This window comes from Paenibacillus sp. SAFN-054, from assembly GCF_051966755.1.
GTDB lineage: Bacteria > Bacillota > Bacilli > Paenibacillales > Paenibacillaceae > Paenibacillus_AQ.
On sequence record NZ_JBQCKS010000004.1, the window covers coordinates 332,600 to 357,998 of the forward strand.

The 25,399-nt window shown below is 54.4% G+C and carries 17 protein-coding genes; 10 read left to right on the forward strand and 7 right to left on the reverse strand.

Annotated features, from left to right (window positions below; genetic code table 11):
* Positions 1–157 precede the first annotated feature (157 nt).
* Positions 158–1,267 (forward strand): glycosyltransferase, encoded by a 1,110-nt coding sequence (locus tag ACTHPM_RS20150; protein ID WP_440396990.1) that lies wholly within the window; start codon positions 158–160, stop codon positions 1,265–1,267.
* Positions 1,268–1,395: 128 nt separating this feature from the next.
* Here the strand turns inward: ACTHPM_RS20150 and ACTHPM_RS20155 are convergent, their stop codons facing one another.
* On the reverse strand, positions 1,396–2,850 hold the full coding sequence (locus ACTHPM_RS20155) for a catalase (RefSeq protein ID WP_440396989.1): 1,455 nt from the start codon (positions 2,848–2,850) through the stop codon (positions 1,396–1,398).
* A 218-nt stretch (positions 2,851–3,068) separates the two neighbouring features.
* Between ACTHPM_RS20155 and ACTHPM_RS20160 the strand changes: the two genes are divergently transcribed.
* The 4 genes from ACTHPM_RS20160 (at position 3,069) to ACTHPM_RS20175 (ending at position 7,567) form a co-directional block, all read left to right on the forward strand.
* On the forward strand, positions 3,069–3,773 hold the full coding sequence (locus ACTHPM_RS20160) for a response regulator transcription factor (protein ID WP_440396988.1): 705 nt from the start codon (positions 3,069–3,071) through the stop codon (positions 3,771–3,773).
* A complete protein-coding gene (locus ACTHPM_RS20165) occupies positions 3,770–4,753 on the forward strand; it encodes a sensor histidine kinase (protein WP_440396987.1) in 984 nt (327 codons plus the stop codon). The genes ACTHPM_RS20160 and ACTHPM_RS20165 overlap by 4 nt, the downstream gene beginning before the upstream one ends.
* 125 nt (positions 4,754–4,878) lie before the next feature.
* Positions 4,879–5,649: an ABC transporter ATP-binding protein gene (locus ACTHPM_RS20170; RefSeq protein WP_440396986.1), complete on the forward strand. Its 771-nt coding sequence runs from the start codon at positions 4,879–4,881 to the stop codon at positions 5,647–5,649.
* Positions 5,624–7,567: an ABC transporter permease gene (locus ACTHPM_RS20175; protein ID WP_440396985.1), complete on the forward strand. Its 1,944-nt coding sequence runs from the start codon at positions 5,624–5,626 to the stop codon at positions 7,565–7,567. The genes ACTHPM_RS20170 and ACTHPM_RS20175 overlap by 26 nt, the downstream gene beginning before the upstream one ends.
* A gap of 63 nt (positions 7,568–7,630) precedes the next feature.
* On the opposite strand, the gene ACTHPM_RS20180 is transcribed toward ACTHPM_RS20175, so the two are convergent.
* Entirely contained in the window at positions 7,631–8,686 is a 1,056-nt protein-coding gene (locus ACTHPM_RS20180; RefSeq protein ID WP_440396984.1) for a CotH kinase family protein, read from the reverse strand.
* A 298-nt stretch (positions 8,687–8,984) separates the two neighbouring features.
* Between ACTHPM_RS20180 and ACTHPM_RS20185 the strand changes: the two genes are divergently transcribed.
* Positions 8,985–9,752: a DUF6897 domain-containing protein gene (locus ACTHPM_RS20185; protein ID WP_440396983.1), complete on the forward strand. Its 768-nt coding sequence runs from the start codon at positions 8,985–8,987 to the stop codon at positions 9,750–9,752.
* Positions 9,753–10,022: 270 nt separating this feature from the next.
* On the forward strand, positions 10,023–10,691 hold the full coding sequence (locus ACTHPM_RS20190) for a DUF2642 domain-containing protein (protein WP_440396982.1): 669 nt from the start codon (positions 10,023–10,025) through the stop codon (positions 10,689–10,691).
* A gap of 66 nt (positions 10,692–10,757) precedes the next feature.
* Here ACTHPM_RS20190 and ACTHPM_RS20195 read toward each other — a convergent pair whose 3' ends face one another.
* On the reverse strand, positions 10,758–14,750 hold the full coding sequence (locus ACTHPM_RS20195) for an RCC1 domain-containing protein (protein ID WP_440396981.1): 3,993 nt from the start codon (positions 14,748–14,750) through the stop codon (positions 10,758–10,760).
* 139 nt (positions 14,751–14,889) lie between these two features.
* Between ACTHPM_RS20195 and ACTHPM_RS20200 the strand changes: the two genes are divergently transcribed.
* Positions 14,890–17,502 (forward strand): LuxR C-terminal-related transcriptional regulator, encoded by a 2,613-nt coding sequence (locus ACTHPM_RS20200; RefSeq protein WP_440396980.1) that lies wholly within the window; start codon positions 14,890–14,892, stop codon positions 17,500–17,502.
* Here the strand turns inward: ACTHPM_RS20200 and ACTHPM_RS20205 are convergent.
* Both ACTHPM_RS20205 and ACTHPM_RS20210 read right to left on the reverse strand, forming a co-directional pair.
* The gene (locus ACTHPM_RS20205) at positions 17,408–18,532 is read right to left on the reverse strand and encodes a sensor histidine kinase (RefSeq protein WP_440397289.1); all 1,125 of its coding nucleotides are present in this window, start codon (positions 18,530–18,532) and stop codon (positions 17,408–17,410) included. The genes ACTHPM_RS20200 and ACTHPM_RS20205 overlap by 95 nt on opposite strands.
* A 92-nt stretch (positions 18,533–18,624) precedes the next feature.
* A complete protein-coding gene (locus tag ACTHPM_RS20210) occupies positions 18,625–19,296 on the reverse strand; it encodes a response regulator transcription factor (RefSeq protein ID WP_440396979.1) in 672 nt (223 codons plus the stop codon).
* A gap of 370 nt (positions 19,297–19,666) precedes the next feature.
* On the opposite strand from ACTHPM_RS20210, the gene ACTHPM_RS20215 reads away from it, so the two are divergent.
* On the forward strand, positions 19,667–21,412 hold the full coding sequence (locus tag ACTHPM_RS20215; protein ID WP_440396978.1) for an ABC transporter ATP-binding protein: 1,746 nt from the start codon (positions 19,667–19,669) through the stop codon (positions 21,410–21,412).
* Positions 21,409–23,208: an ABC transporter ATP-binding protein gene (locus tag ACTHPM_RS20220; RefSeq protein ID WP_440396977.1), complete on the forward strand. Its 1,800-nt coding sequence runs from the start codon at positions 21,409–21,411 to the stop codon at positions 23,206–23,208. The genes ACTHPM_RS20215 and ACTHPM_RS20220 overlap by 4 nt, the downstream gene beginning before the upstream one ends.
* A gap of 192 nt (positions 23,209–23,400) precedes the next feature.
* On the opposite strand, the gene ACTHPM_RS20225 is transcribed toward ACTHPM_RS20220, so the two are convergent.
* Positions 23,401–23,979 (reverse strand): TetR/AcrR family transcriptional regulator, encoded by a 579-nt coding sequence (locus ACTHPM_RS20225; protein WP_440396976.1) that lies wholly within the window; start codon positions 23,977–23,979, stop codon positions 23,401–23,403.
* A 74-nt stretch (positions 23,980–24,053) separates the two neighbouring features.
* The gene (locus ACTHPM_RS20230) at positions 24,054–25,097 is read right to left on the reverse strand and encodes an alpha/beta fold hydrolase (protein ID WP_440396975.1); all 1,044 of its coding nucleotides are present in this window, start codon (positions 25,095–25,097) and stop codon (positions 24,054–24,056) included.
* Positions 25,098–25,399: the final 302 nt, after the last annotated feature.

Consider the following 25,399-nt stretch of genomic DNA (forward strand, 5'->3'; position numbering starts at 1 on the left):
TACATATGACTGAAGCCGCTCGAAAAGCTTATTCCGGAGCCCAATACCTAATGTATTCAAGGGTTTTGTACCACTTACTAAGATTTGGTTATTTTTCCGGGCAGGATGTTGCACAATCCTTGCTTTCATGATCTAACATGCCAAGGAGTGATAAAAAATGATAACCATCAGCTTGTGCATGATCGTCAAAAATGAGGAAAACACGCTGGAGCGCTGCCTTTCCTCCGTGCAGAAGGCTGCCGATCAGATTATCATCGTCGACACAGGTTCCACGGATGGCACCAAACGGATCGCCCGCAAGTTTACCCGCCATATTTTCGATTTCGAGTGGATTGACGATTTTGCGGCAGCGCGCAATTTTGCCTTCCAGCAGGCAGAGATGGATTATATATTTTGGCTGGATGCGGACGACGTTTTGCTGGAAGAAGACCTTTCCAGGCTCCTCGAACTGAAGAGCTCCTTGGAGCCGGACATCGACTCGGTGACGATGAAATACCATCTGGCTTTTGACGGCCACGGAAACGTGATTTCAAGCCTCCGGCGCAACCGTCTCGTGAAGAAAAGCAATCAATTTCGCTGGATTGGGGCCGTGCATGAGTATTTGGAGGTGGGAGGACGCATCTTGGACAGCGATATTGCCGTAACGCACCGGGGAGATGACCGCGACAGCGACCGGAATTTGAGGATATATATGAAGAGACAATCCGCGGGCGAAAGCTTCTCGCCAAGAGACGTCTACTATTTTGCGAATGAACTGAAGGATCACCGTTTTTTCGAAATGGCCGCCGTGTATTATGAGAAGTTTCTGAATGGCGGGAAAGGCTGGATCGAGGACAATATCGCAGCCTGCGGCAAATTGGCCGATTGCTATCACGAGCTCGGGGAGCCTGCGAAGGAGCTGGCCAGCATGCTAAAGTCACTGGCTTATGGTCCGCCGCGCCCCGATTTTTGCTGCCGCATGGGGTACCGCTTCTTGCAACAAACCGACTACCATACCGCCTTATACTGGTATAAGCAGGCCATCGAAACGCCTGTTCCCGAGAACTCCTGGGGCATGCAGAACCTAAGCTGCTCCACCTGGCTGCCCCATCTTCAGCTCTGCGTGTGCTATGACCGCATTGGCCTGCACGATCTGGCTTACCGGCATAACGAAGCGGCACGTCAGTATCAGCCGGATCACCCGTCTGTGATCAGCAACAGGGCGTATCTGGAGGAAAAGCTGGGTCTTGCCCGACAATCGGATACCGCTGCGGTTTCAAGCACGTAAGCCCGAAACGGCAGTATCTTTTCTATAAAAATAGAGCCGGGGATCAGGATCCTCGGCTCTTTCTATTTAAAGGGTGTGATATCGTGCACAGGCGCAGTGTTCGGAATCAAATGGTGCCAATCAAAACATTAAGACATGCGGGACAGGAACGGCGCCAGGTCCACCTGAAGGGCATCCGCGAGCCGTTGGCCCAGCTCCTCGTCCGCACGGTAAAAGTTGCAGATGGCAAGCAGCTTGGTCTGTTCGGCCACATCTGCCAAATCGTTCGCCAAATTACCGACCAGCTGCGCTTGCACTTCCGGCGTATAGTTGCGGAACACTTTGCCGGCTTGCCCGAAATCATTCGGCTTGTCGATTTTTTCCCGGCCAATGACGCCTTGTACGGGCTGCGATGCATCGCGGTATGCCGGGTCTTCCTTCGGCGTATCCTGATAGCGGTTCGGCTCGTAATTGATCCGTTCCGTCTGCTGTTTGAACGGCATGGCGCCGTCACGCTGATTGTTGTTCACCTGCGCGAACGGGCAGTTGATCGGAAGCTGCAGATAGTTCGGCCCGATGCGGTGGCGCTGGGTATCGGAGTAGGAGAACAACCGTCCCTGCAGCATTTTATCCTCCGAAGGCTCTATGCCTGGCACCAGCACGCCCGGATTGAACCCGACCGACTCCGTTTCCGCAAAGATATTCTCCGGATTGCGGTTCAGCGTCATTGTTCCGACCAGCTGGTAAGGAACATCCTCCTCGAACCAGTCCTTCGTTGAATCCAGCGGATTGAAATCGAAGCGATCCATATCCGCCGGGTCCAGAATCTGCACATACAAATCCCACTCCGGATAGTCTCCGCGCTCGATCGCTTCATACAGATCCCGGCTGGCATGGTTGAAGTCCTTCGCCTGGATGGCCGAAGCCTCGTCCCCGCTCAAATTTTTCACGCCCTGCTTCGGTACCCAGCGCAGCTTCACGTATACCGTATTGCCGAACGCATTGATCCACTTGTAAGCATGGACGCTCGAGCCGCGCATCTGGCGGTAATTCGCCGGAATGCCTTCATCCGTGAACAGGTGCACCATCATATTGGTCGATTCGGGCGTCAGCGACATGAAGTCCCAATAACGGTCCGCGTCCTGGAAGTTCGTGCGGGGGTCCGGCTTCAGCGAGTGAACCATGTCCGGGAATTTCATCGCGTCACGGATGAAGAACACCGGCAGGTTGTTGCCGACGAAGTCATAGTTGCCTTCCTCGGTATAGAACTTCACCGCGAAGCCCCGCGGATCGCGCAGCGTTTCCGGCGAATGCGTTCCGTGAATAACGGTGGAAAAGCGGGCGAATACCGCCGTTTCCTGTCCTTCATTTTGCAAAAACGCCGCCTTCGTATAGCGCTTCATGCTGTGCGTCAGCTTGAATACACCGTGTGCTCCCGCCCCGCGGGCATGAACGACGCGCTCCGGCACGCGTTCGCGGTCAAAATGCGCAAGCTTCTCCAGCAGCTGGTAGTCTTCCAGCAATGTCGGACCATTCTGTCCCGCCGTTCTTGAATTCTGATTGTCCCCGATCGGAACGCCTTGATTCGTCGTAAGTTTTGCCATATTCGCTTTTCCCCCTTATATTCCAAATTTCCTAAATTACAATTATTACAATTTATTTGGATTGTATGATCTGTCTTGCAGTGATATGCTCCTGAGTCTCGTCTATAACAAAAGACGCTGCAGGCTTCCTCCCTTTCTTTTCGTGAAGCTGCACGCACTGTGTATAATAATGGGTAATAACGGCTTCCCATCCATTAATCTTTGAAGGAGCTGTCCTGATGTATAAAATTCTTATCGTTGAAGATGATCCGAAGATTGCCGACCTGCTGAAGTCCCATATTGAAAAATACGGGGACACCGGCATCGTTATTCATGATTTCGAGCATGTGCTGGAGCAATTTGTGGCGCATGAGCCCCATATCGTTCTGCTGGATGTCAACCTGCCGAGCTTCGACGGGTATTACTGGTGCCGTCAGATCCGGCAGGTTTCCACCTGCCCGATTATTTTCATATCCGCCCGCAGCGGGGCGATGGATCAGGTGATGGCGCTCGAGAACGGCGCAGACGATTTTATTACCAAACCGTTCTATTACGAAATCGTCATGGCCAAAATCCGCAGCCATCTCCGCCGCGTCTATGGAGAGTTTGCCAACAGGAACGAGGAACGTACGGTCGAAAAGGATGGCCTGGTGCTGTATGCGGAACGCATGGAGCTGAAGCTGGGCGCACAAACGGTTGCCTTGAGCAAAAAGGAGACCATTCTGATGGAAACCCTGCTGGAGCGCAGCCCGCGGGTGGTCAGCCGGGAGGTTATTCTGGAAAAGCTGTGGGATGACGCTTTCGTCGACGACAACACGCTCAGCGTGAACATTACGAGAGTACGAAAACGCCTGGCTGAGCTTGGCATCGGAGATGCCCTCGAGACCGTACGTGGACTCGGTTACCGGCTGAATGCGACGTGGAAGGATCTGTCGCAGTCATGAAACTATTCCTGAGGGAACATCTTCCCCTATTCATTTTTACGCTGCTCGAGCTGCTCGGCGTGTTGACGGTTTTCTGGTTCGATGGGTACGATCATCCCCTGACCGCCCTATATGCCCTGTTTATCGGACTGTTCCTGTTCGCTGGATATCTGGCTTTTCGTTATGTCACCCATCGCGGCTTCTACCGCACTCTTGCCCGTCCGCTGGACTCCTTGGACGAATCCGTGCAAAACCATGAGCCGGCGCCCCTGCCGGCGGCTCTCGGCGAGCTTCTGGAAACCCAGTACAGACAGTACCAGAACAAGCTGCAAAGCTGGGAACGGAAGAACGCGGACTACCTGACCTTCATGAACCAGTGGGTTCATCAAATGAAAACACCGCTGTCGGTTATCGAGATGGTGACGCAGGAGGAAGAAGATGAACGGCTCGTCAGTATTTCAGAAGAAACCGACCGTCTGAGAAGAGGCCTGGAAATGGTGCTCTACGTCGCACGGCTGGATACGTTCGAACAGGACTTCGGCGTGGAACGGGTTGCGCTCGGCAAGCTCGTAACCGATGCGGTGCATGAGCTGAAACGATACTTTATCCGCAGCCATGTCTATCCCGAGGTGCTCATTGACGAAAGCCTGACGGTACAAACCGATGCCAAATGGATGATGTTTGTCCTCGGCCAGCTGCTGAGCAATGCCATCAAATACTCGGCGGGCAGCGGCCGCAAGGTCACCGTCTCGGCGAAACAAGAGGGCCGTGCCGTCATACTCAACATTCAGGACCGCGGCGCAGGCATTCCGAAGGCGGATCTTCCGCGGGTCTTCCGTCCCTTTTACACCGGTGAAAACGGACGCCGCTTCAAAGAATCCACCGGTATGGGGCTGTATCTCGTCAAGGAAATCATCGGCAAGCTGAATCACCGGATCGAGCTGGAATCGGCCGAGGGTCAAGGGACGCTCGTGCGAATTCATTTTCCTTATGCCAACTGACGCTTAACGTTTCGTTAGAGGCTACCTTACAACGTTGTAAGAGAGGTGAAAGCTGAGTCGATAGGAGATTCATTCCCGGGCAGGTACACTTGGAACAACGACTCATAAGGAGGCATTTACAGCCCATGGAAATTTTATCGGTCCGGAATCTCGGCAAAATATACAAAGGCATGGTCTCGTACGAGGCCCTTTCCAACATTGATCTATCCATTAACCAAGGCGAATTCGTAGGGATCATGGGTCCCTCGGGTAGCGGCAAGACGACGCTGCTGAACATGATTTCCACCATCGACAAACCCACTTCGGGAGAAATACGCATTGGCGGCGAGGACCCTTACACGCTGTCGCACAACAAGCTGGCGATGTTCCGCCGGCGCGAGCTCGGCTTCGTATTCCAGTCCTTCAATCTGCTCAACACGTTAACCGTGAAGGAGAACATCCTGCTGCCGCTCACGCTGGACGGCGTGGGAATCAAGGAGATGAACGAGCGGGTCGGCTCGCTCGCCGATAAGCTGGGGATTACGTCCATTCTCGACAAGCGCACCTATGAAATCTCGGGCGGTCAGGCGCAGCGCACGGCGATCGCACGGGCCTTGATCCACGAGCCCAAGCTGCTGCTCGCGGATGAGCCGACAGGCAACCTGGATTCCAAGTCGGCGCGAGATGTTATGGACATTCTGGCGAAGCGCAATCAGGAGGATCAGTCGACCATGCTGCTGGTGACGCATGATCCGGTCGCCGCAAGCTACTGCAGCCGCGTCATTTTCATTAAGGACGGTCAGCTGTACAACGAAATCTATTATGGGGACAACCGCGCTGCCTTCTATCAAAAAATCATCAATGTCTTGTCGCTGCTGGGAGGGAACGGGCATGAATTTCCGTCAGTTCGCATCTAACAACGTCTTCCGGAACAAGCGGACTTATGTCGCCCACTTTCTAAGCAGCGCCTTTTCCGTCATGATCTTCTTCACGTATTCCCTGCTCGCTTTCCATCCCGACCTTCGGGGATCGATTGTTTCGAACAGCACCATGTTAACCTTGCTGGGCACTATGGGCATGAATATATCGCAGATAATCGTGTTTGCATTTTCATTCCTGTTCCTGCTGTATTCAGTCAGTGCTTTCATCAAGCTTCGCAAAAAGGAGTTCGGCATCCTGCTGCTGCTCGGCATGTCCCGCAAACAGCTGAACCGCATGCTCTTCATTGAGAATATCGTGATTGGCGCAGCAGCCATTATTACCGGCATCCTGGTGGGCGTTGTATTCTCCAAACTGATTCTGCTGATCTGCGCGACCCTCCTGGCTGTCGAGCACGGCCTTCCGTTCTACCTACCCGGCAAGGCGATTCTGCTAACGGCTGCGGCCTATCTGACTTTGTTCATCATTGTCGCCGCCGTTACGTCCTTTTTCACCAAAAAGGGTACGCTGGCCGAGCTGATCAAGGCTGAGGATAAGCCGAAGCCAGAGCCAAAGGCCTCTGTTCTGCTCTCTATCCTGTCCGTCCTTCTGATCGCCCTTGGTTATGGATGCGTATTTTTTGTGGTACTGCTTCGCTATCTGTCGTTTGCAATTCTATTTGGCGGTGTGCTGCTGGTCATTATCGGCACGTACTTCCTTTTTAACCAGTTGAGCGTTTACGTGATGAGGTCTTTGAAGAGCAAACCTCACATTTTCTTCAAACGCACGAATCTGCTAACCATCGCTGAGCTGGTCTACCGGATGAAAGACAACGCGGTCATGTTCTTCATGGTATCGATCATTTCAGCTACCGCTTTTACGGGGATCGGCACTTCCCTGGCGATTGGCGACCCGGGGCTTGCCGCGATGAGGAATCCATATGCCTTTTCGTATATTTCCTATAATGAATCCAATCTTCAAAACAAATTCGAACAAAAGCATATCCGCCTCATCGAAGAGACACTGCAGCGGGAAGGGTTTGCTTATCAGATGGCCTCGTATTCCCCGACCTATACCCAGGAAGGATTCGCCCTGGTCAAGCTGAGCGAATACAACCGTCTGGCATTGGCACTGGGTTATGACCAGGAAACACTCCGCAGCGGAGAAACCTTGGTCACGCCGTCTTCCATATCCCAGAACACCAAATATAAGCTGGAGGGGGCAGGCGCTGATACGGTTCAGATGACACAAATGGATGGCAGCCGGAATAAGACCCTGCACGTCCAAAAAGCACTGCCCCATATCGTCATCCCGGAAGGCAATCAAATTTACATCGTGACGGACCGGGACTACGACATGTTTAACGCCGGCAATCTCATGAAAGTAAGCTACATGGAATTCGTCGTGCCGGAGTGGCATGATACACGTGCCGTCACGCGGGAATTGACCGCCGCCATATATGATGAGAATACAAAATCCATGGAGTATACACCTTTTCAATTCAGCGCGCTGGTCACCCAGTGGGTGGAATCCCGGCAGACGAACGGCATCCTGCTCATCGTCAGCGGGCTTGTCGGCATCGTGTTCTTCACTTTTGCCGCCAGCTTCATCTACTTCAGGCTTTACGCCGATCTGTCCCGGGACGAGGAGCAGTACCGGATGATATCCAAGGTCGGCCTCAGCCGCAAAGAACTGGCCCAGACCGTTACAAGGCAGCTTGTCCTCATGTTTTTCCTGCCGCTCCTGGTCGCTTTCATTCACAGCGGTGTGGCTTTCCTGGCACTGCAGCAGCTCGTTGAGTTTTCCGTCGCTTCTCACACCCTGGCGATTTTCGCTTCATTCCTGGCGATCCAGATCGTCTACTTCTTCATCACGCGCTGGCGCTACCTGAACCATTTATATCAAAAAGTGATGTGATTCAACGCTAAAAAGACATCTGCCCGTGGTACGATACGGCCGCCGATGTCTTTTTTTCTTTTTTCATAGATTTTGCAGCTCGCGCCGAATGTCCCTGCGCCGGTTCTCAATATAAGCCTGAATGACCTCCGGTTCCGAAAGGAACATGCCGAGCGGCCATTTATACTGGGGATCCCGATACACATCATCCTCGATTTGGCGAAACATTTTCCGGACGACCGGCATCAGCTGCTGCACGGTAAACGGGGATTCAAGGATATTTTCAAGCCGTTTCCGGTATTGCTGGCGGTAAGAGCTGTAAGCCATCACCTTTGCGGTCAGCCGGTTATATCCTTTGATCCGTACCAGATCGGAAGCAACCGCCTTTCCATAGCAATTCCGGCCCCAGGTTCCCTCGTAATCCCATGGAAGAAAGCCGTACGCCCTTCTCTTTTTGTATTCGAATATCGTGTAGTTTTGCCGGAATCCGTCATAATTGCCTGTAAGCACGGCCCCGCTCAGCCATTTTAAATAATTGTCCATGTATAAGCGTCCGCCCAGGTAAGTTTGCAGCGCCCTTCCACTTTTGGCATGGATCGTTTTGATGAAGCGGGTCAATCTGAGCCGGTCCTCCCCCGTTCCCTTGATCAGGCTGTATCCTGAGAACAGGGAGCTCTTGGGTTTATTCGTGTCCACGTCCTTCAGCTCAAAGGTGGCGTTGTCATTTACGGCATATATGATGCTCCTTACCGGAATTTTGCGTGCACGGAAAAAGGTCTGGTTGACGGCCTCAATCCGTAAATAGACGCCCTGGTTCACCCCATTCAATTGAAGGACGCAGTGCTGGGTGGCCGGTGCAGGGACGCCGATCGCATTAAAAAAATGAAACGAAAGCGCGTTTCGGAGCAGCGATGGATCATCATGCTCCGCATTAAAATGATATGTCATGCGTGAAGTACGGATCTCGTAGGACTTTTTGGGATATTCGCGGGTATGGCCCCCGCGATAACGAATTTGCACAGCCTCCGAACCGCTTCCCTCCGAGAATGTAGCAGGAACGAACTGATCGGACCAGATGTGGCTTTTCATCTGCTGCAAATCCTTTTCTTTGATCACGATCCGGTAAACGGGCAGACCCATGCAGCAACCGCCTTTCCAACAGGAAGAATGGCCCACAGCGGGCTTTTCACCATCCTATGCCGCCGCGGCGGATGCCGTCAGGGCGAACGTCTTGGTCGCCAACGATTTTGCATTTTTCTGGATGGCCGGAAATTCTAGCAAAGCGAAGACGTGATAGAAGCCGTTTTTTGCTAATCTAGTATATTCGGCTAGTCCGGGGCAGCTCGAGGACACATATAAATAGAGCATAGATAGACTTGAAGGACGAATGAACGCTCTTCTTCGTCTACCTAATGAATAAGAGGAAGGGGAATGTGAAATGTCTTTAGCGGGAAATGATTTAATGAGCTTGGTAGGCCAAACTGTGAAAATCAACCGCGGCGGGCCCGACTCGGTAGAAGGTGTACTGCTTGGCGTACAGAACAACTACCTTTCGGTATGGACCAAGGACAATAACGTGGTGTACGTCAGCACGACGCACATCAAAAGCATCACGGCCACCGGCAAATCCGGAGGTGTGCAGGGAGCCATGGCGAGTCCGATTCGCTCTTACAACTTCGCTTCGCTTCTGCAGGCGCTGCGTTACCGGTACGTGCAGATTAACCGCGGCGGACCCGAAAAGCTCGAAGGCATCGTTGCCGACGCCAATCAAAACTACCTGATGCTGGCCGTTAAGGGAGAGGAAGTCGTCCGGATTCCAATCTACCATGTTAAATCGGTTTCGGTGGTAAGCAACTCGAACTCCAACAACAACAGTGGAGACAACAACAACGGCAACAAAAATAACAGTAACGGCAACAAAAACAACAACCAATCCGGTGGCAACCAGTCCCGCGGAAATAACCGCAGCGGGGGCAACCGCAGCGGCAATCAAACTCGGGGCAACCAAACGGGAGGCAACCGCACCGAAGGCAACCAAACCCGTGGCAACCAGACCCGCGGCAACCAGACTCGCGGCAACCGGACATGGGGCGATCAATCCTGGGGCGGCCGGAGCGGCCACCGTTCGGCGAACCGCACAGGCAATCGCAGCAGCCATCGTTCAAGAAACCGCAGAAGCAGAGGCCGTGGCCGCAGCCGCGGATAGGGAATGTATCACCCTGCAGCCTTGCAGGCTGAATAAAAACCAATAAATCCAAAAAGGGACGTCCCTGCGAAGTGCCGGAATCGGTCTCCCCGCGTAGCAGCAACCGGATCCTTGCAGCCGCAGGGGTCGTCCCTATAACCTATGCTTCAACATAATCATTGCAAGGTTTGAAGCAGTATATGCTAGATCGGTCAATGTTGACACCACTTGGGCTTGTGACCCGGTTATCTTGTATAAAGCGTTTGATTGAAGTGTGAAAGGAGGTCGTTTATGGAGTCCATGCGTTCTCTCCTCGGTAAAAAAGTCGAGCTGAAAATATCCGGATGCAAAGTTCCTATTATGGGAGAGCTCGTAGATCTTGGCAGCGATATTATCGTCATCTTTTCCGAAACCCGTTATGTCTACGTGCCCATCCATCATTTACAGCATATGAAGCTCGCGCAGGACGGCGAAGGTGAAGATTCCTCACCGGGAGACAGTGAGCCCCTGGTAGATCATAACCATATTTCATACCGGAAAATGCTCATGAACTCGAGAGGGATTTTTACGGAAATCAGTCTGGGCGGTCCAAGTCCCCTTCACGGCTATGTGACAAGCATAATGAATGATTACTTCATCTTCTTCTCGCCGCTGTATCATTCGGTCTATATTCCGCTGAATCATGTGAAATCGATATGTCCTCTTCCGCCCACCATGACCCCGTACTATCTCAGCCAGCACCTGATTCAGGTACAGCAGCCGGCGGTTTCCCTCTCCCGTACCCTCGACCAGCAGCTGGAGAAATTTCAGAATGAGCTTGTCATCTTTGATTTGGGAGAATCTCCGTTAAAGGCCGGACTGTTAAAAAAGGTGGATAACCGTATTATCGAACTGGTGGAGGCTGGAGGCAGTACGATCCTTCTTCACTGCGACCATATTAAATCGATTCATCTGCCTTAGAGAGTCATGCATCACCAAAAGGGCTGCCGCAGAAGATGTTTGCGGCAGCCCTTTTGTGATGCACTTTTATTGACTTGGAGGGTCAATCCACCCGGCTGCAATCAGCGTCCGCTGAAGCATGGATGCAAGCTCGGCACGGGTTACGTACCGCTTCGGATGAAGGCTTCCCCCATCGCCTTGGATAATATGATAGCGGTAGGCAAGCGCAGTGCCGGATCGTGCCCAGCGGCTGAGCGCCTGATGATCCGTAAAGGAAGTGAGCTCCGCCGCTGCCCCGGCATCATTCAGTTCGGAATGAAGGCCTGCCGCATCCAGCATTCGGCCAAGCCATACGAAGGCCTCTTCACGGGTCACGGGCTGAGCCGGTCTTAACAGGCTGTCCCCGTAGCCGTTGATCAATCCGAACTGCTGTGCCGCGGCAGCTTCCTTGGCCATCTCGCTGCCTTCACGGACATCGGCATAAGGGACGGGGTCTGCGGAATCCGGCAGCCCGAGTGCCCTGACCATAAGCGATATGACATCCCCGCGCGTGCTTGGCAGATCGGGATGGAATGCCTTCTCTTCATTCGGGCGCAGAATCAGACGCGAAGCAAGGTCTCCTATGGCTCCCTGGGCCCAGTGTCCCTTCATATCGGCAGGCGCAGCCATATCCGTGTCCAGCAGCGAGTATGTGCCTCCGCTCCAAATGCGGGCCGAGGCATACCCTTGGCCCTCCGCGTTCGTCATCCGGGTCGGTACGGAGTGAACCGTTCCATCGGTATCTATCCGTGCCGCCGTTAATGACAGGCTCGTATCCGCTCCCTGCGGAACAGGAATGAGAAGCAGCGCGGGGTACTGCAGCGGACCGGCCGCAGCCGAGACCAAGCGACCGGAGGCATCCCTGCTATCGGCCTCAAGCCCGATCTCGACCGAATTGGACAGCTTCTTCGCGCGGTTGTGCAGAGCCTGCTCCGGCAAGTCTGCCGCTGGGAAGGACAGGCTCAATCGGATGTCGGCATTTGCAGGCTGCACCTTTCTTCCAAGCTGCTGTTCCAGCTTGGAGAGAAGATCGCTTACCCGAAGTCCGGCAGCGCTGAAGCTTGCATGGCCTTTCACCGTCTCCATCGTAAGCCTTGCATCCCTGCCTTCCAGCGACATGAGCGCTGCGGCGCTCATCCGAAGCGTAAGACGATCGGCCGTATCCTCAGCAAACCGCACGACGACCTCCGGCGTCCCGTTCTCCTTCGCGATGAATTGGAGAAGGGCCGCCGAATTCAGCTCAAGCTCGGCCTGGCTCCGGCCATTCTCGAGCATCAAGGTATAATTGGACAGCTCTGCACCCGGTACCCTGCCGTTGATGCGAATATCCGGTTTCGTTATGGCGGAGGCCTGAGTTGGCGGCTCGCTGCCGGTTGTTCTCCCGCTATCTGATGAACCCGCATTCCCTCCACCCGGGCTGCCCTCAGGCTCTGTCGGCCCGCCTGGATTGCCACCCGGATCTTCCGGTCCTCCAGGATCGGACGGTCCTTCGGGACCTTCACCCGGGCTGCCTCCCGAATCCGTCCCTTTCCTTGAGACGTTCAGCACGTAGATCTTACTGCTTCCATCCTGTGCGCTCACGTTCAGTTTCACCGTGAAATTCCCGATCGGCACGGCAAGAATGTTCCCTTCCATCCGATCCAAAGGGACCGGCGACCCGACCTCTTCACCCTGCGGACCATATACGCTGACCGTTACGCTGGCATGCTCCTCCAGAGGTTCTGCCATCAGCTTGACTTGGTCATCGCTGCCGCTCATCCCGGACTGATATTCCGCGATATCCTTGTCAAAAGCCGGCGAAAGTACGGCAAGCGCATCATCCGCGATGAAGCGGAGCGATCCAAGACGCGCCTCGCTGCTTGGCGATTCGGGGTCGGTGCCCGGCTCGCCGGATTTCGCGGTCGTGAAATGCCATTCTCCCGGCGCAATGCCTACAAAGGCATTGCCTGCCTCATCCTGAAATGCGCCCGCTTCGATCTGCACCTCGTAAGCCGTATCGGATTCCAAACGGGACGCTGGTGTAATCTCTACCCCGGTACCTGTGATTCCGATCCTTTGCGCATCATCTGCTGATATGGTTTCGATGACCGTCCCATCCGGTGTTTTCCGTATCGTGATTTGTTTGCCCGTCACCGCCTGAACCTTTTCAGTAAAGGTTAACTGGAGCTGCTGATCCGCCCGCACGCTACCTGACCCGGGTTCAGGGAAGTATGCAGCAACCCGGGGAGCCGCCGTATCCGGCGCGGAAATCCATACGGGGTACAGCACGATGTCGGCAGCGCCGATCAGCAGCATATCGCCAGGTGCATAGATCGTGCCGCTTCCTTCCTTATCCAGGCTCCATCCGGCTAAAGAGAAGCCTTCCTTTTGCAAATCCCCGGTATTGCCAAGCACGATGGCCGTTTGAGCTTCCTCATAACCTTTTGCATCCTCAGGCGGATTACCGGAGGTGCTGCCTTCGCTGCTGTAGCTTACATGGTATGCAGGGCGAGCCTGTGTATCTGCCTGCTGCATGGCATAGGCCTGCTCGTTCCCCGCAAGGTCTTGGACCAGGACGTTAAAATAGTACGTCTTGCCCGGTTCAAGTCCAGTGATCTCCAAATGGCCGGCATCCGCCTGAAGATCCCCGACCGGCACTCCTTTTGACTTCATTGCAGCGGTTGTCTGAATGTCGGGCTTTTCGGATTGGTATGCCCGATACTTCAGCAGCCCCGGTTCATTCCAGTTATCCGCTGCTTGGCTCCAGGACAGCGTCAGCCCTGTCTTTGTAACGTTGGTAACGGTGATTTCCGGCTGAAGCGGCAGAGGCGGCGTCAAGTCCAAGGCGGCGCGGCTGAGCGCGGGCACAGGATTAGCCTCCGTTTTGGTACCATTGCCCATTTCACCGTTTTTGCCGTACCCCCAGCTCCACACCTTACCATCACGGGTCAAGGCAAAACTGGAGAAGTCACTGACGGCGATAGCTTCCACGTTCGTTAATCCCGGTACCTGAACGGGATTAGCAGCATTCACGGTCACCGGCTCCATTCCCAGCTGCCCGAAATTATTCTGCCCGAAGCCGCGAACCGTGCCGTCGCGCAGCAGGATCAGATTATGTGCGTACCCCGCGGATATGGCAGTAATCCCACCGAAGTTCGCCTCCATGCGGTGGGCCAGAGGCTGAGTGTAGCCTGAGAAGCCCGGTCCAAGCATCCCTTGGCTGTTTCTGCCCCATGTCCAGATATATCCGTCTTCGTCCAGGGCGATATTATGGTAGTTCCCTGCCGATATGGCCTTGATCCGGCTTAGTCCATGAACCTGAACAGGGATAGGACGATCGGTTAACGTCTCGTCGCCAAGCTCCCCTTCCTTATTGAACCCCCACGCCCAAACGGTGCCATCCTCTTTTAGGGCGAGGCTGTGGTAGCCTCCTGTTGATATTGCGGCAACATCCGTCAGACCGTTAACCTGAACCGGGGTTGTGCGCAACGTATTTACCGTCCCGTCGCCAATCTGCCCATGATCGTTATCTCCCCAGGCCCATACGGTACCGTCGTCCTTCAAGGCGAGGGTATGGTAGCCCATCCTTGCCGAAATCGATGCAACGCCGCTCAGGCCCGGTATGGGCTGGGGACGATTGGTATTCGTGGTCGTACCCAATCCGAGTTGTCCGAACTGGTTCGCCCCCCATGACCACACCGTGCCATCCCTCTTCATGGCAAAGGCGCTCCGGAATCCGGCTTCTATCGTCTCGACCTGATCCAGGTCTTGGGCTTGTGCCGGCGTTAGCCGCTCCGCGTTATGGCCCACCCCGAGCTGGCCATAACGGTTCGAGCCCCATGACCATACCGTTCCGTCACTGACCAGGCTGACCGCAAACCCTGATCCTCCCGAAATCTGTGGTACCGCTGCCCAAGGCTGTGCCGCCGATGCCGCTTCGATCTTCGTATATCCGGGAAACAAAGCCAACACCAGCAGCAGACAGACCGCTGCTTTTCCCCATCTTTTCATTTCCTTGCTCCTCCTTGCCGTCACCCCGGATCCCGGCGATGACGTTTCCATCTCTCATACCTCCTCATCTTAAAAAAATAAAAGTTCGAAATGAATTAACGAAAGTTAACGGGACCGCGAATTTTTTTATATAATGAAGTAAAACGGGTGAATACATCGGAATTTGTCGCAAGTTTGGAGGAAATGAAGAATGAGCCTGGCCACTCCTGTCGTTTTGAAGACCAAAATCACCCCGCCCCTGTGCAAAGAGGGGCTTGTCGAACGGACAAGACTGCTGGATTGGATCCAAAACAGCGTGCGCGGACGAATCAGCCTCGTGTGTGCCCCCGCGGGTTTCGGTAAATCGACGCTGCTCGCCCAGTGGGTCCATGCAGGGCATATGCCCAGCGCATGGCTGACGCTGGATGAACGCGATAATGACCCGCTCCGCTTTTGGCGTTACGCGCTTCATTCGCTTGCACGCATCGTCCCTCCTGCCATTAAGCCTGCAATCATCTCTCTTGCCGGAGAGCTTAACGGATTATCTCTCACATCCTTTCTCGATGCTTTGCTAAACGAGCTCCATGAACTGGCGGAGCCGATCACCTGGATTGTGGATGACTATCATGTCATCGGAGATCCGCGGATTCACGAAAGCCTGTCCTATTTCATCGAATTTATGCCGGATACGCTGCATTTGCTGGTATCGAGCCGGAACGAACTCCCTTTCGCCACTGTCAAATGGCTTTCCAGAAATGAGGGCCGCGAACTCGATGCTGCGGGGCTGCAGTTCACCCTTGGCGAAACCGAAACCTTCTGCCGGAAAGCGGCAGGTCCGGCAATGACGGATGTTCAGATTAACGAGCTGAACATCAAGACGGAGGGCTGGGTCACCGGTCTGCAGCTGGCTCTGCTGTCTTGGAAGCCGGGACAGGACATCGATGTCTTCATCGGACAGTTTCAAGGCAGTCACCGCAACGTGAAGGATTTCATTTTTCACGAAGTGATTCGGGGCCTGCCGGCAGAGCTGTATTCCTTCGTGCTTAAAACTTCCATTTTGGATCGGTTTGATGCCGATCTATGCGATGCGGTCACGGAAGATCAGGACAGCTACGCAAAGCTGCTGCAGCTTCAGAAGCTGAATCTCTTCCTGATTCCTCTGGACGATACGAACGAGTGGTTCCGGTATCACCACCTCTTCGCCGGTTCCGTACGCGAGCACTTCAAAAGACATCAGCCCGAAGCATGGGACAAGCTTCACCGCCTCGCAAGCGAAGCCTTCGCACGAAAGGGTGACATGGATGACGCGGTCGAATACGCGGTCATGGCCAAGGACTTCGCCATGGCGGAGAAGCTGCTGGAGCGTCATATTCCGGCTTTGCTGAGAAGCGGGGAGCTCTGCAATCTGCTCCGCTGGTTCGAGAGCTTTCCCCGTTCCTACGCACTGCGGCCGGAAGTCGAGCTGTTCTACGCCTTCGTGCTGGTGCTGACCGGGCGGTTTGCCTTGGCGGAGCAGCGCCTGGAGGAGTTCGAGAACAAACACAAGGCTGCGGATCCAAAGATATGGAAGCAGCTGCAGAGCGGCGTCCTCTTCGTCAGGTCGAATCTGATGTTCGCAAGCGGCGATTTCGGCAGCTGGTATACGTTCATCGGCACGATGCTCGATGACATTCTGCCTGCGGACCCTGCCTTTTACAAATTTAATTTCAATGTAAGGGAACCCTTCATCCGGCGTACGGCTCTGGGCCTTGCGGGAGCTTTGTCCCCTGACATGGAGAACATCGGAGGGCTGTATCTCGGGGTGCTGGCCTCGCATGGGCTGCAGGAATCGCTCGTGTATTATTACGTAAAGCAGTCCCTCGTTGAGGGCTATTATGAATGGAACCGGATCGACGACTGCCGCGCGGCCTTGGACGCCATGCTACCGGTCGCCTCCGATGCCGAGCTGCCCGGGCTGCTCGTTCCGATGCTGCTGATGCGCGCCGAGCTGCATCTGCTGGAAGGGCGCAGCCGTCTTGCCCATGATGTGATCCAGGAAGGCCTCGAGCATGCCCGGGTTCACTGGAAAGAGCCGTGGACCTCCCTGCTTCTGGCACGTAAAATGCGGCTTCAGGTCAGGGAAGGCAAGCTGACCGCCGCCAAGAAAATCGCCGCGCTGCTGGGGCTTTCGGCGAAGGACCGGCCCACCTTCCAGCGCGAATACGAATATCTATCCTATGTGCGGCTGCTGGGCCGGCAGCGCAAGGAAGCAGAAGCGCTGCGACTGCTGGAGCAGCTGAAGCCGCAGTCGGTGCGGGAGCAGCTGATCTCCAGCCTCGTGGAAATCTCGATTCTTCAAGCGCTGCTTGAAGAGCAGCGGGGACAGCGAAAAGCAGCCCTTCATGCCCTGCATGAGGCGCTGCTGATCGGAGAACGCAACAGTTATGTGCGGAGTTTTATTGACGAAGGGGAACCCATGCGCGCCCTGCTTGCCCGTTATGAGGCAGAGGCCGGCATCCGATCGGCTGAGGCTGCGGACGAAGACAAATCCGAACGGACGGACGTATCCGCTGCTTATGTCCGCAGCCTGCTGCAGCAGTTCTCGCCGGCCGGAGCCGATGTCATGCAGGAAGCCTCGGCAGCCCTGATCGAGCAGCTTAGCCGGAGCGAAATGGCCCTTCTGCAATTCATCAGCAAAGGTGCGAGCAACAAGCAGATCGCTTCCGAACTCGCCTTGTCGGAAGGCACGGTTAAAGTGTATCTTTCGCGGATGTATGAGAAGCTGGGCGTCTCATCGCGGACGCAGGCGCTGCTGTCTGCTCAGGAACTGGGCCTGCTGCCATAGCAGCGGGCAAGCGGACGGTCATCCGGGTCCCGGCTCCGAGCCGGCTGGCTGCCGTCACGGTGCCTTGATGCATGTGCACGATTTTTTGAATGATGGAAAGTCCGAGCCCGCTCCCTCCGCCCGAGCGGGTTCTTGATTTATCCGCCTTGTAAAAGCGGTCAAAGATGTGGGACTGATCCTCCTCCGAAATGCCGATGCCCGAGTCCTCCACCATCACGCATGCCTGCTGCCCGTCCGTCTCCAGCCGAACCCGTATAGCGCCCCCCGCAGGCGTAAACTTGATGGCGTTATGCAGCAAATTCACCCATACCTGGCTGAGCAGGTCGGCATCGGCTTCGATCGTCACCGGAATCAGATCGGCCGACATATCCAGATCTTTCTCCTGCCACTGCGGCTCGCAGGCCAGTATCAGGTTCTGCAGCTGTTTATCCAGCCGCAGCGGAGCCGGGTGGAACGGATGCTGCTCGGAGTCAAGTGAAGCCAGACGAAGCATATTTTCCGACAACCGCGACAGCCTTACGCTTTCCTGCTCGATAATGTCCAGGTAGTGCTCCCGCTCTTCCGCGCTCAGCTCCCGATTCTTCAGTACCCTGGCAAAGCCGCTGATGGACGTCAGTGGCGACTGGATTTCATGGGACACGTCCGAAATAAACTCCTGCCGCATCGTTTCAAGCTTGTTCAGGTCGGCCGCCATATCATTAATGCTTTGGACGATATCCGTAAACCGGCCGTCATCCAGTTCTTCAACCGGCAGCGCCACTTGAAAATCGCCCCTTGAAATCCGTTTCAAGGCATCGATGACCGATTGATAGAACTCGATTTGCCTTCTTCGGCCGAATCTGGAAATGATGGAGATGCACAGGCCGAACAGGAAAAAGCCCAGCGACGAATTTACAAGCAATCGGGCTAACGGGCCCATATTCCAGCCGAAATTGTGAAAGTGACGGGTCACTAAATATGCCGCCATCCAGCACAGGTTGAGCGCGAGGAGAACGAGTATCATAAAAAGCGCGATGCGTACTCTCAGCAGACCCAAGGGCGGCTTTCCCCGATTCCCCCCGCGTCTTGGATTGCCCTGTTTTTTAGGGGGCTTCTCCCGCTTTTCCCAGCGTCTTCGGTTATTCATGGATGAACCTCCAGCCTGTATCCCAGTCCCCGGATCGTGCGGATTTGAAAAGCCTGCTGCCCGGCAAAGCGCTCCCGCAGCCGTTTCACATGCACATCCACAGTACGTTCGTCGCCTTCGTAGTCATATCCCCATATGTTCTCGATAATCTGGTCGCGGGAAAAGGTCTTCCCCGGATAACTGCCCAGCAGAAACAGCAGCTCGAATTCCTTCAGCGGCAGGGTCAGCGCCGCCGATTCATAATAGCATTCGTATGTTTTGCGGTTCAGCCGCAATTCCCCGATCTGAATTTCCTGCGAAGCCGAAATCCGGTAGCGTTTCAGGAGTGCCTTTACCCGGACGATCAGCTCCAGCGGGTCAAAGGGCTTGACGAGGTAATCGTCTGTCCCGAGCTCGAATCCCTTGACCTTTTGGGAAGTCTCTCCTTTGGCCGTCAGCATCAGGAGCGGAATGTCGTAATCCCTGTCCAGCTCCCGGCACAGCTCCCATCCGTCCATCCCGGGCATCATGATATCCAAAATGACCAGGTCCGCCTTGAAGCTCTCCATCACTTCCAGCGCTGCATAACCATCAGACGCTTCCGCTACGGTATACCCCTCCGTCTTGAGCAAATGGCTGACCAGCTCGCGGATATGCGGATCGTCGTCGACAACCAGAATATGTGCCACGCGGATTCACTCCTTCTTTATCCATTCCCGTTATATATAATGAACTAAAATTTCACCTTGCTTCTCTTGGATTCTATATGGTGTACGGGCGATTTGACTTTCATTTTTCAGTTCAATTCTTGTAGGATCACTTAACTGTATTTTACGGTTACCATGCGACCTCGTAAACGCCGTCATGCCGATGCTCATAGATTAAGCCACGAATATGAACTGAATATGAATTATAATCAAACTTTATCTTGAAACGCTTCCAGTTTATTGTATGATGGATATTATTTGCTTTTGGTCCATGATTGGGTTGCGGCCAAAAGCAAGTCTTCACGAACATTAAAATCCATACTTTGTTTGCTTTTGAATTGGGGGTTTTCGCATGAAACAAACAACTAAGCCGTCCATGTCATGGCTGCTGAGGTATCTGCATCCGGTCAAAGGAAGGCTGTTCATTCTGCTCGTGCTGCTGCTCGCGTCCACCGCGGCCCAGCTCGTGAATCCGCAGATCGTCCAGCGGTTTATCGATACGGCCGCGGATCACGGCATCGTATCCGACCTGATCGTGCTGGCAGGCGTATACCTCGTGTTTGCCGTACTGAACCAGGTCATGACCGTTGCGATCAGTTATTTGGGGAATGACGTATCCTGGCGCGCCACGAACCAGCTTCGCGGCGATTTACTGAAGCACTGCCTTCGCCTGGACATGCGCTTTCACAACGTCAAAACGCCCGGAGAGATGATCGAGCGGATCGACGGCGATGTGACCAACATGTCGAACTTTTTCGCCATGTTCATCATTAAAGTGATCGGGAGCTTCGTTCTCCTCGCAGGCATCCTCGGTTTTATGTTTACGATGAACTGGCCGATAGCCACGGTCATGACTTTATTTACGCTGGCATCAATCGGCGCCATGGTCTTCATCCGCGATTTGGGCGTCAAATCGTCCAAGGACGAACGAGGCGCGAGCGCCGCCCTCTTCGGATTCATCGAGGAGCGGATCGCGGGCATTGAAGACGTTCAGGCGAACGGCAATGTGCCGTATGTCATGAACCGTTTCCACCGCGCCATGCGGAATGTATTCCTGAAGGGCCGCAAGGCATGGATGCTGCGCGTCATTCCCTGGAATACGACCGTCGTCCTGTTTGCCGTCGCAGTCACGGTCGTGCTGCTGTTAGGCGTTCACTACTACCTGTCCGGCCAAATCACGCTCGGCACCCTTTTCCTCATCTATCAATACACGCAAATGCTGAATGATCCGATCGAGCAGCTGGGAGATCAGGTACAGGAATTCCAAAAGGCCAAATCCGGCATGATGCGCTCTCAGGAGCTGCTGGGCAGCCGGAGCGAAATCGTGGAAGGAACCGAGACGGAGCTGCCGGACGGCGCGCTCGGATTGGAGTTCGACCACGTGGACTTCAGCTATAACCCGGATAAACCGGTGCTCCGGGATATTACGTTTGCGGTGCGGCCCGGCGAGCGGCTCGGCATTATCGGGCGCACCGGCAGCGGAAAGTCCAGTCTAAGCCGCGTGCTGCTGCGGCTCTATAATATTAATAGCGGCGTCATCCGCGTCGGCGGAAAAGACATCCGGGATTTAAAGCTCGAAGCCTTATACCGCCGGGTCGGCATGGTCACACAGGACGTCCAGCTGTTCGACGGTTCGCTCCGTGACAATTTGACGTTGTTTGACGGCAGCATTTCGGACGACTATATTCTGAAGACGACCGAAGGACTGGGCCTGAAGCAGTGGATCGATTCGCTGCCTGAAGGACTGGATACGCATTTGAAGGCTGGCGGCGCGTCGCTATCGGCCGGCGAGGCCCAACTGTTTGCCCTGACGCGGGTGTTCCTGACCCAGCCCAGCCTGGTTATTCTGGATGAGCCTTCATCGCGCCTGGACGCAGCGACAGAAGCCCTGCTCCAATCGGCAGTCGACCAGCTCATGCTGCACTGCACGGGCATCGTGATCGCTCATCGCCTCTCCACGCTGGAGCAGGTGGATCACATCATGGTGCTTGGGGATGGCCGCATTCTTGAATTCGGCGAGAGAACGGTCCTGGCCCAGGATCCTTCCTCCCATTATGCTCAGCTTCTGATCACAGGCAGAGAGGAGGATCTGGCATGACCGTATCCTTATTTATCAAGCGCCTGTTTACGTACAATATTTCGCTATTCATCGTCAACGGCCTGCTGTGGGGCATGTTTCACTCCATGCCGCTGTTGCTCGGACTCGGCATGCAGTGGTTCTTCGACAGGGCGACAAGCCAGTCTCATAATTATTTGTGGCTGGCAGTACCGCTTATCTTTATCGCGCTGGTACGCGTGTCGCGCGTCGGCGTCTTCTTCTGGGCATTCTTCAAATGGGTCACTTACATTTACGATATCCAGGCCATCTTACGTACCAATATGCTGAAAGGCATTATGCGCTGGCCCGGCCGCAATCTTCCCGCATCCCCGGGCGAAGCGGTAAGCCGGTTTCGCGAGGACGTGGATGAAGTCGTCGAATACGTGGAATCCTGGGTCGATTTCTGGGGAAGGCTCGCCTTTGCGGTGATTTCCCTTGTGATCATGGCCCGAATCAACTGGCAGATTACGCTGGTTGCCCTGCTTCCGCTCCTTGCGGTAACGCTGCTGAACAACCTTTCGGGCAACCGGGCAAGACGCTACGGCCAGCAAAACCGCGAAGCGACAGGCCGAATTACCAGCTTTATCGCCGAATCCTTCGGAGCCGTGCAGGCTTTGAAGCTCGGCCAGGCGGAGGAGCATGTTCACCGGCGGTTTGTCGAGCTTAACGAATCGCGCAGACAGGCGGCCCTGAAGGATAACCTGTTCAAGCAGTGGATGCGATCCCTGAACCAGCACGTGCTGAGCATTTGTACCGGCATCATTCTGTTGATGTGCGCTTCCGCGATGGAAGCGGGACGGTTCACGGTTGGCGACTTCGCTCTCTTTACATCCTATCTGTCGAATATCGCCTTCAGCATTTCGCTCTTCGGCTATATGGTGTTCCAGCACAAGCGGTTGAAGGTATCTTTGGACCGGATGAGCATCCTTTTCCGCCCCGGCGAGCAGGACCGGATTATGGAGTTCAGCGAAACCCATCTGTACGGCGAGCCTCCCGAACCGCCCGTCGCTGCCAAGAATCCGAAGGAACAACTGCAGACGCTGGAAGTCAGCGGGCTCTCTTATACCTATCCGAATTCCGAAAAGGGAATAAACGATGTAAACTTCGCGATGCAGCGCGGCAAATTCGTCGTGATCACCGGCCGGATCGGCTCGGGCAAATCTACGCTGGTACGCACGCTTCTCGGGCTTCTCCCCAAATCCGGCGGTTCGGTCCGCTGGAACGGCCAGGAGATTGACCCGTCGCAATTCCTCACTCCGCCGAGAGCAGCTTACACGCCGCAGGTACCGCGGTTGTTCAGCGACACGCTCCGGGAGAACATCATTCAGGGCAGCCCGGCGGATGAGGAGAAGCTTACGCGGGCGGTTCGTCTCGCTGTCATGGAGAAGGATATCGGGGATCTGGAAAAAGGCCTCGACACCTTCGTCGGACCAAGGGGCGTCATGCTGTCCGGCGGTCAGATTCAGCGGGCCGCCACGGCGCGGATGATGATGACCGAATCGGATCTGTTCATCTTTGACGACCTGTCGAGCGCGCTCGACGTGGAGACGGAAAAGCAGCTGTGGGAACGCCTTTTCGAAGAGCGGGACGTGACCTGCATCGCCGTGTCCCACCGCAAAGCGGCGCTCGCCCAGGCCGATCACATCATCGTGATGAAAGACGGCCGCATCGAGGCCGAGGGCACCTTGTCCGAGCTGCTGTCGACATGCGCGGAGATGCAGCTGTTATGGCAGGGCGAGGCTTCAGCAGAGGAGAGCACGGAGGAGAGCCTGGTGGCGGTCAATTCGAAGCCCTGAGCTGAATAACGACAGAGCATAAGAAAATGTCTATCGGCGTGCTATCAAAGAAAACAGACTCCATCAAGGTATAGTTTTTCTTGCGATATCAGGCAGGTATTGCTTCGAATTGTATTCTTTCTAATATATCTTTAAAAAACGGCAGGCCTAAGAAAATTGTAGGCCTGCCGTTTATATGTTGTCCGGGCTGCCTTACCTTCTCAACATTTTCATCAGCATGTCGGATGGCGGCGTTCCGTACGGATTCTCATCCGCCCCCTCGATAATCAAGGCGTTCACGATGTAGAAATACCAATGGAGCAGCTCATGAGGATTCCCTTCGATGAACTCCCCGGCTTCCTGTCCTTGCTTAAACAAAGGAACCAGCGGCGCAATCATGGCATCCGCCGGATCCTTCAAGATATCCGCGGCATCCTTTGGAATGGCATCCAAGCTGCGGATAGCTCGGAAAATGAGCATGAAAGCAAATTTGTTCTCGCTGAGCATATTCTCCGTCAGTGCCTTTATCTGCTCATAAGGCGTACCCGGCAGACTCGACACATTCCCCGTCTCTCGCTGTCCTTCCTCCATCAGTTCCCGGACGATATTCGTAAACAACTCATCCTTTGACGTGAAATAACGGTATATCAGTCCCTCGCTGACGCCGGCCTCCGCCGCAATCATGCTGGTCTTTGTCCCCGCAAAGCCGCTGCGGGCAAAAAGCTTCAGCGCGGCCTGCTGGATCTGACTTTTCCTCTCATCCCGTATCTGGGCGAGCTGTTTCTTATTCAATGGCGACAATAGACTCCGAACTCCAATCTCTAGAAAATAATGTATACCTATTGTACCATGACGTACCTTCTGGTTCACCGTACTTGCTCCGTCCCGCTGTTCATCACCGAAGGCAGCACTCGTTCCTTCAATACATCCAAAAACTGCTCCGGCCGCGAAAAACATGCCAAATGGCCGGCCTGCTGGATGAGCACAAACTCCTTGATCGGAGCATCGATGCGTTCGAAGTAGGTTTTGGCCGTTGCCGTCGGTGTAATAAAATCCGAGTCTCCTTGAACAATAAACACCGGCAGTTCAAAGCGGTATCCGATCTGATCGAAATCGAAAGAGATCATTTCCTTATGGAGCGCTTCGGCGGAAAAGTTCATCCCCTTAAACAAATCCACAATATCCCTCAGCGTATGCTCCGGTGATGACAGCATCGAAGGCATGATCAAATCCGTGATCATGTTCGGAACACCGCGGATCGCCTTCACCATAAGCCGATTGCGTTTATCTACGTCTTTGACTTTCCAGGTGGAAGGATCCGTCCCCATTCTCTGAAGCAGCTCTTCTCCCTTTTTGTTGCCATTCGCCCGAAACGCTTTCACCAGCAGCTCATGACCGAGGTGCTTGGGATCGGGCGTGTTCTGATCCGTCCCGACATAAGCATGGTATAAATCCGGGCGCCTCTTGGCCATTATGACGCCGGTAAGACTGCCCGCCGAGCTGCCCACCAGAATAAGCTGCTGCTGCTGAAGCCTGCTGCAGAGATACTCGGATAACTCGATCCCGTCCTTCGCCAGCTGGTCGAAGGTCAACAACCCGCTGTCTTGTTTGCTGTTGCGCCGAAAGGTCTTTCCCGCTCCCCGCTGGTCCCACTGCACGATCGTAAAATCCTTTTCCCAGGATCGGAGCAGCGGACTGAAGATGGAATACACCGATCCCGGTCCACCATGAATGAACAGCAGCACGGGATTTCGCCGGTTTTCTCCCCGAATGGTCACCCATTGATCGATCCCGCCAATACGCACAAAGCCGGATTCAGCGATGCCTTCGGTTGTTGTTAAACGAAGCAACCGCGCGTTCTTCCGTTGGTTTAGTTTACGCATCAACATTTGAGTTAAAGCATTGTTCATTTGAATTCCCGCCTCCGTTTTATAATGAGTGAGTTACTCACTCATAAATTTTCCATAAATATAACGGATTATCGGATTCATTGTCAACGGGTAATTTACATTTTCTTCCGTTTATAAGAAAAACGTCTATCGACGTACTTTCAAAGGAGACAGACCGCATCAAGATGTTGTTTTTCTTGCGATATCAGGAAGATCTAGCTTCGAATCTTATACTTTCTGATATCATAAGAAAAACGTCTATCGACGTACTTTCAAAGGAGACAGACCGCATCAAGATGTTGTTTTTCTTGCGATATCAGGAA

Coding starts and splice junctions, on each gene's coding strand:
- ACTHPM_RS20150 (WP_440396990.1), top strand. CDS start 158: ATGATAACCATCAGCTTGTGCATGATCGTCAAAAATGAGGAAAACACG.
- ACTHPM_RS20155 (WP_440396989.1), bottom strand. CDS start 2,850: ATGGCAAAACTTACGACGAATCAAGGCGTTCCGATCGGGGACAATCAG.
- ACTHPM_RS20160 (WP_440396988.1), top strand. CDS start 3,069: ATGTATAAAATTCTTATCGTTGAAGATGATCCGAAGATTGCCGACCTG.
- ACTHPM_RS20165 (WP_440396987.1), top strand. CDS start 3,770: ATGAAACTATTCCTGAGGGAACATCTTCCCCTATTCATTTTTACGCTG.
- ACTHPM_RS20170 (WP_440396986.1), top strand. CDS start 4,879: ATGGAAATTTTATCGGTCCGGAATCTCGGCAAAATATACAAAGGCATG.
- ACTHPM_RS20175 (WP_440396985.1), top strand. CDS start 5,624: ATGAATTTCCGTCAGTTCGCATCTAACAACGTCTTCCGGAACAAGCGG.
- ACTHPM_RS20180 (WP_440396984.1), bottom strand. CDS start 8,686: ATGGGTCTGCCCGTTTACCGGATCGTGATCAAAGAAAAGGATTTGCAG.
- ACTHPM_RS20185 (WP_440396983.1), top strand. CDS start 8,985: ATGTCTTTAGCGGGAAATGATTTAATGAGCTTGGTAGGCCAAACTGTG.
- ACTHPM_RS20190 (WP_440396982.1), top strand. CDS start 10,023: ATGGAGTCCATGCGTTCTCTCCTCGGTAAAAAAGTCGAGCTGAAAATA.
- ACTHPM_RS20195 (WP_440396981.1), bottom strand. CDS start 14,750: ATGGAAACGTCATCGCCGGGATCCGGGGTGACGGCAAGGAGGAGCAAG.
- ACTHPM_RS20200 (WP_440396980.1), top strand. CDS start 14,890: ATGAGCCTGGCCACTCCTGTCGTTTTGAAGACCAAAATCACCCCGCCC.
- ACTHPM_RS20215 (WP_440396978.1), top strand. CDS start 19,667: ATGAAACAAACAACTAAGCCGTCCATGTCATGGCTGCTGAGGTATCTG.
- ACTHPM_RS20220 (WP_440396977.1), top strand. CDS start 21,409: ATGACCGTATCCTTATTTATCAAGCGCCTGTTTACGTACAATATTTCG.
- ACTHPM_RS20230 (WP_440396975.1), bottom strand. CDS start 25,097: ATGAACAATGCTTTAACTCAAATGTTGATGCGTAAACTAAACCAACGG.